Annotated in this window: 17 protein-coding genes; 11 read left to right on the top strand and 6 right to left on the bottom strand. The window is 36.0% G+C overall.

The annotated features are described in order from the left end of the window. Window position 1 precedes the first annotated feature (1 nt). The 4 genes from AST99_RS05255 to AST99_RS05240 are packed head-to-tail and all read left to right on the top strand — an operon-like array spanning window position 2 to window position 5,546. On the top strand, window positions 2–661 hold the full coding sequence (locus AST99_RS05255; RefSeq protein ID WP_057779917.1) for a DUF1266 domain-containing protein: 660 nt from the start codon (window positions 2–4) through the stop codon (window positions 659–661). Continuing rightward, the gene (locus AST99_RS05250) at window positions 658–2,913 is read left to right on the top strand and encodes a tetratricopeptide repeat protein (RefSeq protein ID WP_157486305.1); all 2,256 of its coding nucleotides are present in this window, start codon (window positions 658–660) and stop codon (window positions 2,911–2,913) included. The genes AST99_RS05255 and AST99_RS05250 overlap by 4 nt, the downstream gene beginning before the upstream one ends. 23 nt (window positions 2,914–2,936) lie before the next feature. Next, window positions 2,937–4,907 (top strand): tetratricopeptide repeat-containing sensor histidine kinase, encoded by a 1,971-nt coding sequence (locus tag AST99_RS05245; protein WP_057779913.1) that lies wholly within the window; start codon window positions 2,937–2,939, stop codon window positions 4,905–4,907. A 3-nt stretch (window positions 4,908–4,910) separates the two neighbouring features. After that, entirely contained in the window at window positions 4,911–5,546 is a 636-nt protein-coding gene (locus tag AST99_RS05240; protein ID WP_057779908.1) for a response regulator transcription factor, read from the top strand. A gap of 72 nt (window positions 5,547–5,618) precedes the next feature. Here the strand turns inward: AST99_RS05240 and AST99_RS05235 are convergent, their stop codons facing one another. Next, complete coding sequence (locus tag AST99_RS05235) at window positions 5,619–6,611, bottom strand: hypothetical protein (protein WP_157486304.1); 993 nt, start codon at window positions 6,609–6,611, stop codon at window positions 5,619–5,621. A gap of 152 nt (window positions 6,612–6,763) precedes the next feature. Between AST99_RS05235 and AST99_RS05230 the strand changes: the two genes are divergently transcribed. Next, complete coding sequence (locus tag AST99_RS05230; RefSeq protein WP_057779904.1) at window positions 6,764–7,159, top strand: hypothetical protein; 396 nt, start codon at window positions 6,764–6,766, stop codon at window positions 7,157–7,159. Between the two features lie 158 nt (window positions 7,160–7,317). On the opposite strand, the gene AST99_RS05225 is transcribed toward AST99_RS05230, so the two are convergent. Beyond that, the gene (locus AST99_RS05225) at window positions 7,318–7,710 is read right to left on the bottom strand and encodes a hypothetical protein (RefSeq protein WP_057779902.1); all 393 of its coding nucleotides are present in this window, start codon (window positions 7,708–7,710) and stop codon (window positions 7,318–7,320) included. 17 nt (window positions 7,711–7,727) lie between these two features. After that, the gene (locus AST99_RS05220; protein ID WP_057779900.1) at window positions 7,728–8,417 is read right to left on the bottom strand and encodes a hypothetical protein; all 690 of its coding nucleotides are present in this window, start codon (window positions 8,415–8,417) and stop codon (window positions 7,728–7,730) included. A gap of 264 nt (window positions 8,418–8,681) precedes the next feature. Between AST99_RS05220 and AST99_RS05215 the strand changes: the two genes are divergently transcribed. From AST99_RS05215 to AST99_RS05205, 3 genes are all read left to right on the top strand, one after another. After that, the gene (locus AST99_RS05215; protein ID WP_057779898.1) at window positions 8,682–8,975 is read left to right on the top strand and encodes a hypothetical protein; all 294 of its coding nucleotides are present in this window, start codon (window positions 8,682–8,684) and stop codon (window positions 8,973–8,975) included. A 130-nt stretch (window positions 8,976–9,105) separates the two neighbouring features. Next, entirely contained in the window at window positions 9,106–10,110 is a 1,005-nt protein-coding gene (locus tag AST99_RS05210; protein ID WP_057779896.1) for a sugar kinase, read from the top strand. A 174-nt stretch (window positions 10,111–10,284) separates the two neighbouring features. Then, window positions 10,285–10,713, top strand: coding sequence for an FKBP-type peptidyl-prolyl cis-trans isomerase (locus AST99_RS05205; protein WP_057779894.1), 429 nt, complete (start codon window positions 10,285–10,287; stop codon window positions 10,711–10,713). Window positions 10,714–10,787: 74 nt separating this feature from the next. Here AST99_RS05205 and AST99_RS05200 read toward each other — a convergent pair whose 3' ends face one another. The 3 genes from AST99_RS05200 to AST99_RS05190 form a co-directional block, all read right to left on the bottom strand. Next, window positions 10,788–11,957, bottom strand: coding sequence for a PepSY-associated TM helix domain-containing protein (locus AST99_RS05200; RefSeq protein ID WP_057779891.1), 1,170 nt, complete (start codon window positions 11,955–11,957; stop codon window positions 10,788–10,790). Between the two features lie 2 nt (window positions 11,958–11,959). Then, window positions 11,960–13,006 carry an alpha/beta hydrolase gene (locus AST99_RS05195; RefSeq protein ID WP_083495603.1) on the bottom strand — a complete coding sequence of 349 codons (1,047 nt, stop codon included), beginning with the start codon at window positions 13,004–13,006 and terminating at the stop codon, window positions 11,960–11,962. 79 nt (window positions 13,007–13,085) lie between these two features. Beyond that, entirely contained in the window at window positions 13,086–15,461 is a 2,376-nt protein-coding gene (locus AST99_RS05190) for a TonB-dependent receptor domain-containing protein (protein ID WP_057779887.1), read from the bottom strand. A gap of 116 nt (window positions 15,462–15,577) precedes the next feature. Between AST99_RS05190 and AST99_RS05185 the strand changes: the two genes are divergently transcribed. The 3 genes from AST99_RS05185 (at window position 15,578) to AST99_RS05175 (ending at window position 17,939) form a co-directional block, all read left to right on the top strand. Beyond that, the gene (locus tag AST99_RS05185) at window positions 15,578–16,564 is read left to right on the top strand and encodes a helix-turn-helix domain-containing protein (RefSeq protein WP_057779885.1); all 987 of its coding nucleotides are present in this window, start codon (window positions 15,578–15,580) and stop codon (window positions 16,562–16,564) included. A 192-nt stretch (window positions 16,565–16,756) separates the two neighbouring features. Then, window positions 16,757–17,320: a TetR/AcrR family transcriptional regulator gene (locus AST99_RS05180; protein WP_057779883.1), complete on the top strand. Its 564-nt coding sequence runs from the start codon at window positions 16,757–16,759 to the stop codon at window positions 17,318–17,320. Between the two features lie 70 nt (window positions 17,321–17,390). After that, on the top strand, window positions 17,391–17,939 hold the full coding sequence (locus AST99_RS05175) for a carboxymuconolactone decarboxylase family protein (protein ID WP_057779882.1): 549 nt from the start codon (window positions 17,391–17,393) through the stop codon (window positions 17,937–17,939). Window positions 17,940–18,334 lie beyond the last annotated feature (395 nt).

Raw genomic sequence — 18,334 nt, 5'->3', positions numbered from 1 at the left:
CATGACACAAAATATTACACCCGAAATACAAGATCAATTAAATTTATCGGCCTTGCTATTGAAGAAACATTATAATAAAGCCGACTTAAGCAGTTGGACAGGATTCGACCTAGAAGATCCGATGGAAGTTAAGCAAGCCAAACGCCTTTTGAGTTTATATGGCATTAAATCTGGTTTGCATTTACGCAACAGTTTACAGCGTTATGAAAGCGGACAAATGGTGTCGCAAAAATTCGAAAAATTAGCATTAGAATTCCGTATGGATACTACCACTAGCTTTGATGCGAAATACAATGCCGAAGACAACCAAAACACTAAAGGCATTTATAAAATGGTATGGAAATACCGCTTTAGCCTAAAAACCCAAAAGCTTATTGGCTACGAAATGGCGACTTATATTTTTCAAATGCGTCTGGGTTATGTTTTAGGTTTCTTGAATTTAGACGAAATGCTACTGCGTTTAGAAGACGCGAACACCATCATTAAAAACACCTTTTCAAGCTGGGGAGAATTTCATCGTAATGTCTGTCTAGGAGACGAATATGTCTTAGGCATTACCGAACAAAACCTAAGTACATTTCCTGGTACCTCTACCCTTTGGGAAGCTTACCAACGTTTACATATACAACATGCCGATTGGTTTAAAACATGGAACAAATGAGTGTAACAAGACGACAAGATATTATTGCTCAAATTGAGCGTGCAGAAGCCCTATATAAAGCCAATTTATATGGGCCTTTACAACCTCTTATGGATTCCATTCAGGAACTTATAGTGTTTTTAGACGAGGATCATTATACCGATTATGCCCGTTATTATCGCTTGTATATGTTATATGTAGGAGCTTTCGAAATCGTAAATATGGAGGTATTACAATCGTATGTTGTGGCTTTAGAAAACATCAGAGAAGCGAAGGCATCAGATTATGAACATGTGTGTAGTTACTATACTTTATGTGACGAAGCTTTGTACGAAAAAGCATTAATGCTATACCCGTATAACGAAACGTTACACCTGCACTATGCTCTAAAATTACAACACGACAAACGCTATTCTGAAGCCATTTTAGTGCTAAAATATGTACTAGAATGTTATCCCGCTTTAACAGAAGCACGATTGTTACTTTGGGATATTGAGTCTGAACAATTGGAACACTTATGCGAAACTACCGAAGAAGCCAATGCAGAGGAATTGTTACAATTAGCCTCTAACACTCATAATATAAAGGTTTTAAAAGGAGTGTTATTAGATGAACGCTTAGACCAAAAAAGTCAGGATTTAGCGCGCATCCACGTGGCCTTATGGGAGAACAAATCGTCTGAAAATAAAAATCTGTGGATTACAGAATGGCGCCATCTAGAATTGGCCGATACCACACGCATGCTATTAGCAGATTATGCTAAATCTTTTATGATGTACGATATGGTGTCTCAAATTTTAGGAGCACCTTCAAAGCCGGAATTCCCAGAAGAAGATTACACGAGTTTTGAAGACTATAAAACCTATATGCATGCCTTAGCACACTCGGGTTGGCAATTGGCCCAACACCAATATGAATTGATAGGAAACTCGGCTTACTATTATTCAAAAAACAAGAAAACCATTGAAATTTGTGTCGAACGCGGACTAGCTTTAAATCCTAAAAACCCCTTACTTTTAGTTTTAAAAGCGAAGTCGTTTTTCTTTAATCAAAATTATAACGAGACCGGACAAGCTTATCACGAAGCCTTTAGAAACGGACTCCGGATGAGTGAGTATTTATTCTATTTATTGGAAGTGAATAGCAGGATTGAAAGCTGGCAAGGCATTTTAGATATTGTTGTACAGTTTCATAGAAGACAAACACCAACGCTTAAAACCTTATTTTTTCAAGCGCGTGCCTTAGTGAAATTAGGCAGATTGGATGAAGCCCACGAGGTGATTAATGAAGCTTTAGCCGATTTTCCGCTACCGCAACATTCCTACGCGCCTTGGTTGTATAACTTACGCATGATAATTCATAAACACAATCAGAACTACACCGCGTTTTTTGAAGATATGTATTCTGAAATTAATTATTATCAGATAGGTGATTCGGACTATTGTAGCACCATGAATATGTGTGTTGAAGCCCTTATAGAAATGGGAGATTATAAAGAAGCTCACAAATATGCGATATATAATTACGAGCAAGAACAATTGGCTCCAGAGTTATATACGGTATTTCAGTGGATTTGTTTTTACGATTTTTTAGCAAAACCAGAAGATTTAGAAGCCGTTTCAACAGCCCAGCTAATAGATAATCCTACAACGTTTCTAGAACACAGAAACAACGGCTTTATTTACTGGATGTTAAGAGATTTTACAGCTGGTTCAGAAGCTTTAAAACTGGCCGCAGAACAAGCGACAAACAAAGCCTATTATTTAAAATTAGCACTGTCGTGTGCCGACGAAAACTTTGACGATATAACACCAACTCTTGCACTTAATGAATATATTCAAAATGAAGTGCCTCAAGCTAAGGATTGGAAACTGGGTTTTGATTATGCTAGAGCTTTACATTCGGAAAAGCGATATCATGAAAGTTATAGTGCCTATCAACAGTTATTACAACACTATCCGGATTACTCTTTTTTTCAATTTGAAAAAGACGAATATCATGTGCTATTAACAGTCTTAAAAGAAGCATCAAAAGGGGTAGAAAACATACCAAATTACATCAAATACAACGCCATGTTTTTAAGTAAAGATCAGCCTTCAGCACAAGCTTTATTAGAGCATTTAGAAATTGCAAACACATATAGTAAAGATGATTTATTTTTACATCATAATTTACTCGAGCAACTTTCTAAAATGGAGGTCGAATTTGAAAACGATGAATTAAACACATTAAAAGACATCAAATCTGAACTAAGGCGTGCTTATTTCGTATAAAGGTCTTAAGTTTACAGTATTTAATGAAGCTATTTACAACACATCTTACATTCTCTATTCTCCTTTTTTTAGGAGTACATGGCCTATCTTTTGCACAAAATGCAGAACAGACCGCCGTATTAGATTCACTTTCAGCTATATATTATAACAGTGTATATACGCAACCACAAGTGGCTAAGCGCGCTGCTGTAAAATGGCTTGAAGGGAGCAGAGAATTGCAATTAGAACTCCAAGAAGTGAGAGCGCTATATGCCTTAGGAAATCTGAGTAATATTACTGGCGACTATAAAAATACCATAGCTTATACCAACGATGCCATTACGCTTCTAAAAAAACTAGAGATAGAAAAGGGTTTGGCAGCCTGCTACAACATTATAGCTACAGCCTATAAAAATTTAGGCGAATACCCAAAAGCCATCGACAATTTTATGGAGTGCTTGCGTTATTCTGAACAGACAAATAATAAAGTCCAAGAAGCCAATGCATATCAAAATATTGCGACGCTTTACCTGCTTCAAAAGAAGTATAAAAAATCGGCTGAAAATCTAGATCGTGCCGCTAATCTCTATCGCGAAATCGGCGATGATGATGGGGTGCTTACTACCCTATTCAATTTTGCTAATATTCAGAAAGAAGAAGGTAAATTTGATGAAGCCCGTAAACATTACAATACGGTTTTAGGATATCGTGAAAAAGAGGGCAATAAAGCCGTGGTCGCTTATGTGAATATTAACCTCTCGCAAATGTTAGTTGAAGAAGGAAAATGCGAGGAAGCTGTAGTGGCTTTAAAGAAAACATTGGCCTTGTTAGAAGAGCTAAAATTTAATTCTGATATCACCATTGTATTAAACGACCTGGGACTTTGCGAAACCAAATTAGGACATACCTCTTCGGCCATCAGGTATTTTCAGCGGGCCTTAGCCATTGGTGAGGAACAATCTCTATCACGTTATAAATCGGATATTTACAAAAACCTGGCGCAACTTTATCAAGAAGAGCAGAATTATGAAAAAGCATTAGAATATTACCAAAAAGGAGTGACTAGTGTTGCGGAACAAAATACGCTGGACAAAGAAAAATATGTCGCAAATATTCAGGAACGCTACGAAACGCAATTAAAAGAAGCGCGAATACAGCTGTTAGAAAAAGAACAGAAATTAAGTGAAGCGGAATTGCAAAAAGCAGAACTGACGGTTAAACGTCAACGCTTAGTTAGAAATGCACTCATCTCCGGATTTATCTTAGTATTAATCACCTTAATTATTTTGAGACTCTCTTACGTCAAGCGTTTACGGGTTCAAAAAGAATTGAGTCTGCAACAAGAAGAAAACGCCAAGCAGAAGATTAATCAGATGATAAACGATCATAAACTCTCTGTGATTGAGCGGTATCAAGAAGGCCAAGATGAAGAGCGCTCCAGACTTGCTCGAGAAATTCACGATGGTATTGGAAGTGATTTGGCCAGCATAAAAATAGCTTTCGAACATTATTCAGAGCAACACAATAACGATTTTCAATCTAAACGCATCGCCACCGCCATTAGTAATGCCTGTGTAGATGTGCGTAGCCTATCGCATCAATTACATCCGTTATCCTTTTCTAAAATAGGATTTACCAGTTTTTTAAATGACTTTATTGATCAGATTACACAAAAATCGGCTATCCAAATTCAGACCTTTTTCTTTCCTGAAGAAGACATCGATCAGCTCCCAGAAGTATTATTAGCCGATGCTTATCGTATTGTTCAGGAACTCATCAATAATATTCTAAAACATGCCGAAGCCACTCATGTCGATGTACAGCTTACCCGACATGAAGATCATTTAAACATAGTGGTTAATGATGACGGTAAAGGCTTTCAAAAAAATAAAAAACAAGGAATTGGACTTCGTAATATTAAAGAGCGCTTGCAAAAAGTACAAGGAACTATCGAGATCGATAGTAGTCCGGGCCGCGGCACTTCTATTACTATAGACATTCCAATACATATATAAATTGTGAAAAAGACAAACATCATTATAGCAGACGATCATCTAATGTTTCTTGAAGGTATAAATACCATTTTAAGCGATATGGAAGAGGTTGGAGACGTGCATTTAGCGACTGAAGGCAAGCAAGTGATTCGGTTACTCAATCAATTTGAAATAGGTTTAATCATCAGTGATATTAGCATGCCAAAAATGGATGGTATAGAATTACTCACCGAGATTAAGAAAAAACATAGCGAGGTAAAAATTATCATGCTAAGCATGTTAGATAATCACAGAACCGTACATAAAGTCATCCAAAAAGGCGCCGATGGTTTTGTACCTAAATTTACCAGTAAAGAAGAATTACAAAAAGCGGTACGTACCGTTTTAGATAATGAACAGTATTTTTCTGAAGTGATTAAGCAACGTTATATGGAAAGCGTCTTTGAACGTAAAAAATATAAAAACATCGAACTGTCGCCTCGCGAAAAAGAAGTGTTAGCACTTTTAGGAGATGAACTCACGTCTAAAGAAATTTCAGAAAAACTCTTTATTTCTGTGAATACAGTAGAAACACATCGTAAAAACATTCTGTTAAAGACCGGCTCTAAAACCACAACTGGAGCGGTAAAATACGCCATAGAATCGGGCTTATTCGATTAATATAATCATCGGCTTGAACTCTAAAATACAAGCCGATGTTATATGAACTTTTTAAGGTTTATATGTTCTTTCTTATTTGGTTTTAATACCCTCCGCCTCTATCGTGCTTATAATTTGCATTAATTCTTCACGGTAAGATGTTGTATCATTCTCATTGGTTAATAACTCACCGCGATAAATAAATTGCGTCTCTAAATCAAAATACACCACATACAATCCTGTTTGCGGATTTCTCCACTTCCCTTTTCCGTTATTTACAATCCGTGTATCATCCAAATATTGCAACCAAGCACCTCTAGATAAAGTCGATTTATCTATATATATTTTATTGTGTTCAGTAGGTTTATAATACGGATATGGTGTGTCCAATTTAGCCTGTATATGTTCTAAGATCATGGATTTTAAACGTTCAAAACCAACTGCTTTTTCAGACAATACCATCGGTTTTGCTTGCCATTTACTATCTTCTATCTCTAACGGAATAGTTACAAACCCTTCTGGATGTGTCACTGTTTTAAGGAGTAAATGAAATTGAAAAGCCGTATCTAATTCCCTAAAAGATTGATTTAATCTATCAATAAAACGCGTTATTAAGGCGTATAATTCCTGTGGTTCTATATCGCGCTTAACGTCTAAACTAATGGTTTCTGTTGAAAATGTTATTTCAGGAATATCGTCTATAAAATCGGCAATCACGGCTTGTCTTGTATTATAACGCATCACAGCATCTTTGTATAAACCATCTACAGTCTTTTTGTCCGCTATAGGGTACATGGGCAACGTGTCGTTTTCTAATATATGTTTCAGATTAAGATGGGTGTAAAACGCAATTTCAGGAATGTCCTTATCATAAATAAGCATACCGTACATATTAGGATCCATGGTTGCGGCATTAAAAAACAGACTTAAATCACTAAACACCAACTTCCCGTGATATTGTCTTTGCAAATAGGCTTCTAAATTAGCAGCGGCTTTCTTTTTAGGAATACCAATATATTGGGCACACCCAAAAACGATACACATTATAATGACAAGACAAATAACTGTTAGTATTGTAAATTTCATAGGCTTAAATTATCATCGTATAAAATTAGAATTAACCCCAATCTAGACCCTCCCTGAATTCCGTGAATTTATACATTCACTTAAACGAGGTGTTATAAAATGAAGCGCTTAAAATACCTTTGGGTATATAACCTATACTTAAAAAAACGACCATGGGATTACAAGAAAAAAGAGCTGCCAAATCTATAGAAGATCAATATTTAGAAAATTACCAAAAAGAGATTAATGACATCGTTGGAAAAGCAGTGCCAATTAACATCAATTGGGATACTTTTGAATTAGACTATATAAAATTTGTACCAAGCGTATGTTTACAACGTCTAACAGATGGATTAAGAGAAGTTTGTAAAGACGAGATGGGACAAGAAGCCGTTCAAGAGGGAGTAAACACGATTGAAGTGTATTGTATTCCTAATGAGGGAGCAGAAGCCAAAAAAGAATTAAAATTAGAAGATGGTGTGTTTTCACTTACCGCATGTTGGGGTGGTCACCATAGCGGATATTTTATAGATTTAAACATCCGTGAATATTTAGAAAACAATTTGTAGTACCAAAAATAAAGGTGTCTGCGCCAACAAGATAAAAAAAGGAAAACATATTTGTTTTCCTTTTTTTATGTCTGTATAGCACTAAAGCTCAAACAAAAAAAAACGCCTTTAAGACATTTATCTTAAAGGCGTTTTTTGGTATTAAACCTATTTATAATTTAGTCCAATTTTACGTCGTTAAAGGTCACTCCTTTTAAAATCATACTAAAATACGCGTCGCTATGGGCATTATATTCAGAAAACGACTGACTAAAAGTCACCACTGTGGCTTTATCAAACACTAAAGCAATCGACGGTTTATCTTGGTTTTTATGGTAAATTTTTGCAGATCCAGACCAATCGCCTTCCTGATTAGAAATCCATTGAATAAATAACGGATCGTTTACCATTTTTGTCGTTCCAGAGAAATTCACATCTATAGGACGTCTTTCATCAGCATAAAAATCCATATTAAAATTATAATCACACTGACTTAATATAAACGTTTGTGCTGTGCTGCTATCTTTTCTAATTATTAATTCTATTTGGCTTACTACATTAGAGTCTTGCATATTGTTATTTTTTTAAATTATAGGAATGTTTCTATCTGTTCTTGTAATTGTGCCGCTTTAGGGAAACTTTTTAAGCCTTTAGTGGTATCTATAGTCAAGGTTAATACATCTTGATTTAAAACGGATGTATTGTCTTTACCTAATGTAAAATTAAGACTTGCAATTGCGTCTGTAAATGCAGTTTTGGCAAGATGATCTGCTCCTATTTTAGACAAAGTATTTTGTAATACTGTCAAAACTTTAGAGGCGTAAAATTTATCTAAATCTTCTGGAGTACCCTCATAATTATAGCTAATAGCTAAAGGCTTACCTAAAAGGCTTTGGGCGTCGTCTTCTAAAGCTTTAATGTCTTTTTTAAGCTGAAGTACAGTCGGTATCTCATCATCACTTGGTGTAAATAATATAGTACCGTCAGATAACAAATAGCCATAAGCCTCTATATTTCTAATAGATACTGATGATACTGAATGAGACGCGATGTACTGAAACTGTGCTTTACGGTCGTACATATCGCATAATAAAATAGTGCGTTTATCAGAATCGTAGTTTACAAAAAAACCAGTTGCACTATCATTCGTTGTACTGATAGTGACTTGTGGCATTTGCGGACGTTCTTTGTGGCGTTCTAGATCTGCTATCTCTTGAAGTATGTTTAAAACTTCAGTTGTATCTAATACAGGTAATTGAAGCATTGTTTTAAAATCCATAAGTATAATTGTTGTTTGAGACAAAGTTCAGCTAATAGCTAGAAGCTTTAGTAACCGATTTCAGTGATATTGTAGTTTAGGAAAGCGGATAGCAAAACCCTATAAAAACCAAGCCTAATTGCAGTGGTTTAAACTATAGGTTTCTGTTAGGTCGCGGTGTTGAAATCCGTATGAATTTTCGTAGCTCGTATTTTTTATTACATTTGTTGTACCCCTTAATTAACCCGGTGTTGTAAAACCTAGCAACACTTAAAAGCTAAAAGTATGAATACACAATTAAAAACGATTAAATCTGAAATCGAAAGTTACGCCCAGAGCACAAATTTAAGCGAGTTACAAGTACTCGATAAACTGAAAGCGTATTACTTCAACAAAAACGTCAATGAGAATTTAAAACTCTACAGAAAAGGCAAGAAAAAAGTGAGCGACATTACTAAAGACTTAAAAATATCGCCACGTAAGTTTTATGCCATACTAGAGAAGAAAAACATTAAACACACCAAATACAATAAAACCAAGCCTGAACCGGAAACCGATACGGCATCAGAGCAGGATTAACACCACATACAACCACATTTAAAAAATAAAATACAGGATTTCCTTGACTAAAGGACTCGGAGATCCTTATTTTTACCTGTCAATAACACACTGTAACACCATAACATTTTAATACAATAAAACTGAATATATGGCTAAAAAACTAGTAACATTTGGAGAAGTCATGATGCGTTTATCGCCTCCTGGATATATGAAATTTTCACAAGCCAACTCTTTCGAATTGGTCTATGGCGGTGGCGAAGCCAACGTTGCCATATCGTGTGCGTATTTGGGAATGAAGGCAGCTCACATGACGCGTTTTCCAGATAATGCCATTGGTAGAGCGGCGACTCAATTTTTACGTAAGAACTGGTTAAGTTCCGATCAAATTATATATGGCGATAATAAATTAGGCATGTATTTTCTAGAAAAAGGTGCGGTACACAGACCTAGCGTTGTGGTTTACGAAAGAGAAGGTTCTGCATTCTCTTTAATACAACCTGGAATGGTAGATTGGGAAGACGTGCTTAAAGATGCCGACTGGTTTCATTGGACGGGAATTACCCCAGCCATTTCTGAAGGCGCAGCTCAATGTTGTCTAGAGGCTATTAAAACGGCGAACAAAATGGGCATTATGGTTTCTGGAGATATCAACTCGAGAAAGAACATGTGGAAATATGGTAAAACCATGCAAGAGGTCATGCCTGAATTGGTACAACATACCGATATCGTGATTACGAGTCCGCGTGGGATTAACGAAATGTTTGGTCTTGGAGACGCTGGCGGAAAATTTAAAGATTCTGCTAAAGCCCTTATGGATGAATTCCCTAGAATTAAGCGAGTTGTGGGAAAAAAACGTAAATCGATTAGCGCCTCCGAACAAGAAATTCAAGGCCGTATTTGGACCGGAAAAGAATATATTAAAACTGAAATATTCGAAATCTCTCACGTTATTGATCGTGTGGGAACTGGCGATGCCTTTGCTGCTGGATTAATTTACGGATTATTGCATTATGAAGACGATTTAGATGCCCTTAACTTTGCATCGGCGGCTTGTGCTTTAAAGCATACCATTTTGGGCGATGTAAATATGGCGTCTTTAGATAATGTAACTAGCCTTATGGGCGGCGACACCTCTGGAGCTTTAAAACGCTAATCAGCACAACTAGGGTTTATTAGAATTATAAAAGGATAAAAACGTAACTAAAACACTGATATTGTATAAAGTAACGTTAAACCTTTCTTAATTTTCAGACTTTTAGCCTATAAACTGTGTGCTTCCCTTAGAAAGTCCTAGCTTTGTTTTTTTATTAAACATTAAAACTATAGTATGAGTCAAGTAAAAGAAAATGACACAGTGAAAGTGCATTACACAGGAAAATTAAACGACGGTCGTGTATTCGATAGTTCTTTAGAGCGTGAACCTTTAGAAGTTACTATTGGTCAGGGCATGTTAATTCCTGGTTTTGAAAACGCGATCATTGATATGAAAGTAAATGAGAAAAAAACAGTTGAAATTGCAAAGGAAAACGCATACGGTGACATTAACGAACAGTTATTTCACAAAGTAGGAAACGAACAGTTACCTCCAGATGTGAAACCTGAAGTAGGTATGGGATTAACCTCTAAAAGTGAAGATGGTAGAGAACACCAATTTAGAGTGGTAGATATTCAAGACGACCATATTGTAGTTGATGGAAATCACCCACTTGCTGGTCAAGATTTAGTATTCGATTTAGAACTTATTGAAATCAAATAAGTAGTGCAACATCTATATAAAAAAATCCGAACTTGCGTTCGGATTTTTTTTATGTCCATACTTAAAACTTCGTTCTATGCTTTCTTCTTCTTATTAAACCAAATTAAGGTACCTGTTATGGGTAATGAGGTGGCGACTAAACAACAAATAAAGTAAATCCATTGGGTTAAACCTCCTGCAAAATTCCCCACATGTATCCCGCGTATTAAACCCGCAACTTTAGATCCAAAAGATTCATCTTTAAAGTAGGTCGCCGAAATTAAGCTATTGGTATACGGATTAAACTGAAGCTTATCGGCAGCGTTAAACGCCAAAGCATCTCCACTTATTTTTCTAATCATCACACTTTCATTCGGATTTAAGGGTAAAGTCACTCGGGTGGCATAATTAGAATACGGTAAAATGCTATCGGTCTTTTGTAGCAGCGTGTATAAATTTACAGTTGCCATACCGGCATTTGCATTATTTTGCGCTAAAGGTATGGTGGTTTCAAATCTCGATTTCCCTAACTGATCGCCCAGCACCACTTCCAAGCCGTCATAATACCACGTAAACGACCACAATAAACCGGTTAAGCCCATAAGCAATAACGGTACTAAAGCATAAAACCCAAACGTATTATGGATATCGTAATTTAAACGCTTCCAATGCGCTTTGGTTTTAATGGTAAATCCTTGTGTCCAAGCCTTTCGCTTCTTTAGTTTTTTAAGTGTTTTCGGGAACCATAATAACAGTCCCGACAAGCATAAAAACACAAAAATAATGGTGCTCACACCTACAATGGGACGACCCCAAGTTTTATCTAAAAGTAAATAGCGGTGCAATGCTTCTACCGTATGCATAAATGCTTTTGTGCGTCCTGTAGCCTGAACAGTTGCTCCTGTATACGGATTAATGGTCACCGATTTGCCTCGTACTGGTTTGCCTCCACTCGCTTGCAATTCGGCTTTGGTTATTAATGTGAATTGTAAGTTTCTATGGGCTTCACCATAAAAAATAAAGTCCTTTACCAATGTATCCTGCTGTTCTAAATCGGTTATAATCGTATTAAAATCTAAAGGGGCATGCGTTGGCGCTGCATAATGATCTTCCGCATCAAACCACTGTACCAATTCGGTTTCAAACGTTAATATACAACCGGTAAGACAGACTATAAATAGTATAATGCCACTAGCTAAACCCAACCACAAATGCAGGTCATTAATCAACTTTCTAAACGTATAGGATTTCTTAGGTTTTGGCATACTTAATTACATTTGGTTTTTAAATAGTCATTCTCCGGATAATAGGATTTATTCAACTCATTTAAGGCTTTAGCATCTTCTAAACGATTTCTATCAATCAGTAAATCGACCACACCATCTATAAATGCACATTGAGGTTTAAACGGGAATCCTAAATTGTCGGATACCGTTTTAAAATGTGACTTCAGCACTTCTGGATCACTCATCACGTCTTTTACATTAATCCGATAGTCGGGAAACAAGGCACGAAATCCGTCTATAAAAGCGGGTAACACCACACTGCCATGATCTTCTTCAGGGTAATATTTTACCGTTAGTTTTAATTGTTTTGGGGTTGTAGTATTAAACTGTGCTATGGCATTTGCTTTTGCTTGCTCATGCGCATCATCTTGAGCCGAAGTTTTGGTTTTAGCGCCTGAGGCATTAGCATTCGCTATAAATAACGCTCGCTTATTAAAGTCTTTGGTTTCTAATTCACCTTCCAGAGCCTTAACAAATAAGGCATCATCCCACCACAAACTAGGATCGATAGCCAAATACCCGTGAAATGTATCGGTAGTTTTAAAGAGTGAGTTTATGGTAAATAGGCCACCAAACGAATGACCAACCAGCACATTGTACCCTAAGGTTCTGTAGGTCGCATCTATTTTAGGCATTAATTCTGTCGTAATAAACGCGCTAAACGTATCTGCCCCACCACTAACATACCCCACGTCTGCAATTTTAGTTGGTGTTAAATCGCGAGAGCGATTGGTGTTTTTTATGGCCACTATAATGCATTCCGGCATTACCGGATAATAGCCCGTAGACAGATTCTTAACAATCCCAGAAGCCACATGAAAAAACTTTTCGCCGTCTAAAATGTAGATAACCGGATACTGCTGACTTTTATAATGTGCCTCGCTATACTGTTCGGGTAAATACACGTCATACTCTCGTGTTTCTTTCAGAAGCTTCGAGTCTATGGTTTCTGTAAATCCGATAGTTACGTCTTGGGCATGGCTATACAAACACAGACATAGCAGTAGAGAGGTGATAAAATGTTTCATGATATTCAGATTTTAAATAGACACAGAAAAAGAGACCATGTGAAAACATGCTCTCTTTTTTTGTGTAAAATTATGGGTTTTAAAATACATTATAGGTTAAGCCCACACTAAAGTTAAACGGATCTTGCGGAATACCATACCCATTATAATAAGATGTATCAAACATATTATTTGCTTTTAGACTCACTCTGTATTTCTCTTTTTGATAAAACACTGTACTATCAAAAATACTATAAGCCTCAGAACCAAAGGTATTGGCAGTACTGTTGTATATTTCACTCATATGGTTGGCTCCGAATCCAAAACCTAAACCTTTAGTCTTTCCTTTCAGAATGTGGTAACTCAACCAAAAATTCCATACCGTTTCTGGCGTATAGGTTAAACTATTTCCTACAGTATTTTCACTACCTGCACTTACTTTCTCTAAAGTGGCATTGTTTTTAGTATACCCAGCTACAACATTAAACCCTGGAAATGGATTGGCAATAATATCTATTTCAAAGCCTTTACTTAAGGTTTCTCCTTCTTGTACACTTACACCATCTTCATTGGTAATAATATCGTTATCAATATTGATATTGTAATAGCTAATGGTACTTTTTAATTTCCCGTTAAAGAAGTTTAATTTAGTTCCCACTTCAAATTGCTTAGCACGTTCTGCATCCCAAGTAATAATCTCTCCAGTTCCGTTATCCGATGGCGCATTATTACTTAATCCATCCATATAATTCACAAAGAAAGAGGCCTGATCCTGAAACGGATTATAGGCAATCCCTAACTTGGTACTTAATGCATTTTGATTGTATCCATTACTTAAATCGGCACCATTGTATACTGTGTTTGCTCCCATGTAACGGTCAAAACGTAAACCTGCAGCCAAGGTAATTTTATCTGCTATGGTTAAAGCATCAAAAGCATAAATTCCTATAGTTTTAAATTTTGTAACCGTTTTGTTTTTAGTCTGATCGGCTATATTCGATTCAAATTCTTCATTAGTCATCCCTACAATTACCGGATCGTTCACATCTACAGCATCCACTGCATTCCAAACCCCAGTACGTTGGGTATCATCAAAATTATTTAAATAACTCATTCCTGTAACCAGTTTGTTATCTAATTTTTCACCATCAATTACATTTAAGAAATCTTGCTGAATGTGTGTATTTCCAGATTCTCTAGGATCTAATTGTAAGTAGTAACGATCTACTGTATTTTCATCAGACATGACCACGCGAAGGTAATTGGCATCTGTAAATAAAGACGCATTGGTAAAAGTGGTTTTAGACGTCCAAGTATCCGACAGTTTATAATCTACCATCACTTGCATCACGGTAGAAGCAAAATATCCGGCCATTCCGTTAGAGCCATAACTGGTATCGTAATCCCAATTTAAATCGTCCCAACTGTTTACTTCATCAGTAATCAGTGATGTACTTAAACCTCTAGCAAAATATAAATTACGTTCACTTTGGTTATATTCTAAATTAAAGGTTGTGGTTAAACGGTCTGTAATATTAAAGGTTAAAGACGGTGCTACCATAAATTCTCTTTTAATCCCCTGATCTTGGAAACTGTTTTCTGAATTATAAGCGCCGTTTAATCTAAAAAACACGGTTTCATCTTCATCTAACACTGTATTATAATCTAAAGTTACACGGTTTTGTTCCCAACTTCCTGCGATATAACCCAACTCTAATTTTTTACCATTATAGGCTTGTTTGGTCACTTTATTCACCACCCCACCATAATTGGCAATATTATTCACATTAGCACCATAAAATAAAGATCCCGGACCTTTAATAAGTTCTATACGCTCAATATTTTGCGGATCTATAGGAGCTTTTATCCAAGCAATTCCGCCATTACGCAAGTGCACATCAGATCTAAATCCTCTTAAATACACACTCACATTACCATCGTTAGACTCTACATAGCCTCCACCTGTAATACTTTTAAAGGCCGATGGTAAATCTGTATTCAGTTGTTCTTCTAATAACGCCCCAGTAACAATAGAATACGATTGCGGGTTATTTATATTTTTTAAAGGCACTTTAGCCACGTATTCCGACTCTTTTTGTGCGAACTGATTTAAACGTTCGGCCACAATAAGCACTTCCTCCAGTTCTTCTTCATTTTCACTAAGCACCACATCTGGAATGCTTGTTACGGTAGCATCTACACGAATGTTTATGGTTTTCGTTTCCATACCTATTAAAGAAAAGGCTATGGTATAATCGCCATAAGGTATGTTATTGAATTTATATACCCCATCTTTAGAGGTTGTTGTCCCCACATTTAAGGGTGTAATCACCACATTAATAGACTCGGCCAGTTTACTATCTGCAGTCAAGACCTGACCTTTTACTAAGGCTGTTTGCTGTTGTGCAAAACTGAAGTGCGATAGTGTTATAAAAAACAATCCTATAATTGCTCTTATAATTTTTGATAAGTTCATAATATTCTTCTATTTTTACTATTTAGATTAATTTTAAATAATGATTGCAAATGTATTTTATTACGTTTCAATTTTAATAACGCAAAAGGCATTAATAAAGCCGTAAAAAGTATTTTATGAAATCTGTATTGAAAAGTCATTCCTTTGCTCAAAAAACCATTACCCGCACGTTTCCTAAAGATTTTAAAACTGCAAAGCTGAATGAAGAAACCCTAATTACTAATGGTGCTTTAGTAAAAGGCGAAACCAAAGAATTGGTATTAGATGGCATAAAAATTAGTGTGAGAAACGGCAGTATTACGCCACCTTTTGTGGTAGATGTAGAACACGATTTCCCCTTTTTAAAAATACATTTTGAAATTGAAGGCAGCAGTAGGTATACCCCTAAAAATGAGAAGAGTGTAGCCGTATATATTCCGAACGGCCATTATAACTTCTTTTATTTACCCGAAGTTAAAGGGCAATTAGAATACGATTGCACTAAGCGAAAAACGCTAGAAATTTTATTTACAAAAGCCTATTTAGAACGGGTATTCGGACATACTTTTAAAAACCTTAGTGCTGAATTTGGTACAGCCTTAGAACAAGATATTCCGTTTGTTATGTGGGAACAAAGCAAGCCCATCACGGCGCAATTACACCTTATTATTGAAGAAATTGTGAATTGTAATTACGGGGAATGCATCAAAAAAGCGTATTTAGAATCTAAAATCACCGAAATATTAGCCATCTTTTTCGATTGTCTGTCACATAAACAAACCCAACACGACCTCTGTATTCCTAAAGAAGACCATTTAAAAATTCTACACGCCGAGTCTATCATCTCTAAAAACCTTAAAAACCCGCCCAGTATTTTAGAACTGTCCCACCTTACAGGCATCAATCAATTTAAGCTGAAGCAGAATTTTAAACTCATTTTTGGGAAGCCTATTTTTACTTATGTCACCGAACTGCGCATGGTGAAAGCAAAAAAACTAATCTCCGAACAAGGCTATACCATTGCAGAGACCGCTTACGAAATTGGCTATAAAAATCCCCAACATTTTACCGCCGCCTTTAAAAAGAAATACAATTATCTGCCTAGTAAATTAAAAACTGATTAAAACGAAGACTTTTCATTTATACCTTATAAAGTGACTCCTTTTAAACCGTATTAAGTTCATATTTTTTAACGACACTAACAATCTTAATTTCGAGTCAGCAGTAAGCGCATTGATCATCAAACCTTTAAATAAACGTTAAAAGGCTTTTTTATTTCTAACCGCTTGTTTAGTTTTGTATCGTAATACAAACTTATGGCACGTCAGAAAGCATATCAAGAACACGAAGTTGTAGAAAAGGCCATGTACCTCTTCTGGAAGAAAGGGTACGAGAATACGTCTATGCAGATGCTTGAAAAAGAAATGGGCATTAATAAGTTTTCTATATATTCTAGTTTTGGCAATAAGCATGGATTATTTCTAGAAAGTTTAAAATGCTACAAAGCCAAAGTGCACAGTACCCTAGAAAAATTTGAAAATGGTACCTCTGGTATCGCAGATATTAAACAATTTTTTTACGATACTGTAAGTTCTAATTTTAATGACGACAAAACCAAAGGATGCCTAGTCACCAATACGTATAATGAGTTTTCTGATCATGAAGATGCATTGATTCAGGAGCAAATGACTGCGTTTATGGAACATATTAAATCCATTATTATTGACAAGTTACGTATGGATGCGACTAAAGACGAAACAACCATATTAAAACAAGCCAATTATTTACTATTAGCTAAGCACGGTTTAGCCGCTGCAGCCCGAGTAAATACTAATACAGAAATTGAAGATTATATAGAAATGATCTTCACGAATTTATAAACACATTTTTTTCACAACATTTCTAAACGAACGTTTAGATAATAATTAATATTAAATAAGACACAAAATTATGACAACTTTAAAAGTACACAGTATTGAATCAGCACCACAAGACGCTAAAGGTTTATTAGAAAACTCTCAAAAAGCCTACGGGATGATTCCTGGATTACACGGCGTATTAGCTGGAGCTCCAAAAATTTTAGAAGCTTACCAAACGCTACACGAATTGTTTACACAAACATCGTTTAACGAAGAAGAATTAACTGTAGTATGGCAAGCCATTAACGTAGAGCACGCCTGTCATTATTGTGTACCAGCACATACAGGTATCGCTAAAATGATGAAAGTAGATGACGCGATTACAGAAGCTTTGCGTAACGAAACGCCTTTAGCAGATGCTAAATTAGAAGCTTTAAGAACCATGACGTTATCTATTGTTAGAAATCGCGGACATGTATCTCAAGAAGAATTAGATGCTTTTTATGCTGCTGGATATGGAGAAGCTCAAGTGTTAGAAATCATTTTGGGATTATCTCAAAAAGTGATTAGTAATTACACTAACCACATTGCAAATACACCTGTAGATGCTGCATTCCAACCATTTGCTTGGTCAAAATAAGCTGTAATCCCCTTACAACTATAGTATAGTAATAGTGTTAAACCTTCCGCCCTAGCGGAAGGTTTTTTTGTTTATAGTCTGCTCCAAATGTCATCGGCATGTAACGAATTATTCAACAGCTAAACAGTCTACAACTAAGACCTGATTAAAACATTTCCACTAACCCCCTGTATATCTAACAAATAAAGATTACATTAGGATAGTGTTACGTGGTACACATTGAAGAATTTTATTTCAAGGCATACACATATAGCACCCCACTTCTACACTTTACCTTCTAATAGGTACAACACATTATACAAGATTTCTCAACACGGGATTGCCATAAACCGAAACCCTATGGCACAAAAACCATCACTATTATGAAAACACCAACACTTCAGGTCTCGCCTATC

It is taken from the genome of Formosa algae (assembly GCF_001439665.1).
GTDB classification, from domain to species: Bacteria; Bacteroidota; Bacteroidia; order Flavobacteriales; family Flavobacteriaceae; genus Formosa; species Formosa algae.
Note: the sequence above shows the minus strand (reverse complement) of the source record. Positions and strands in the feature narration are given on the sequence as shown.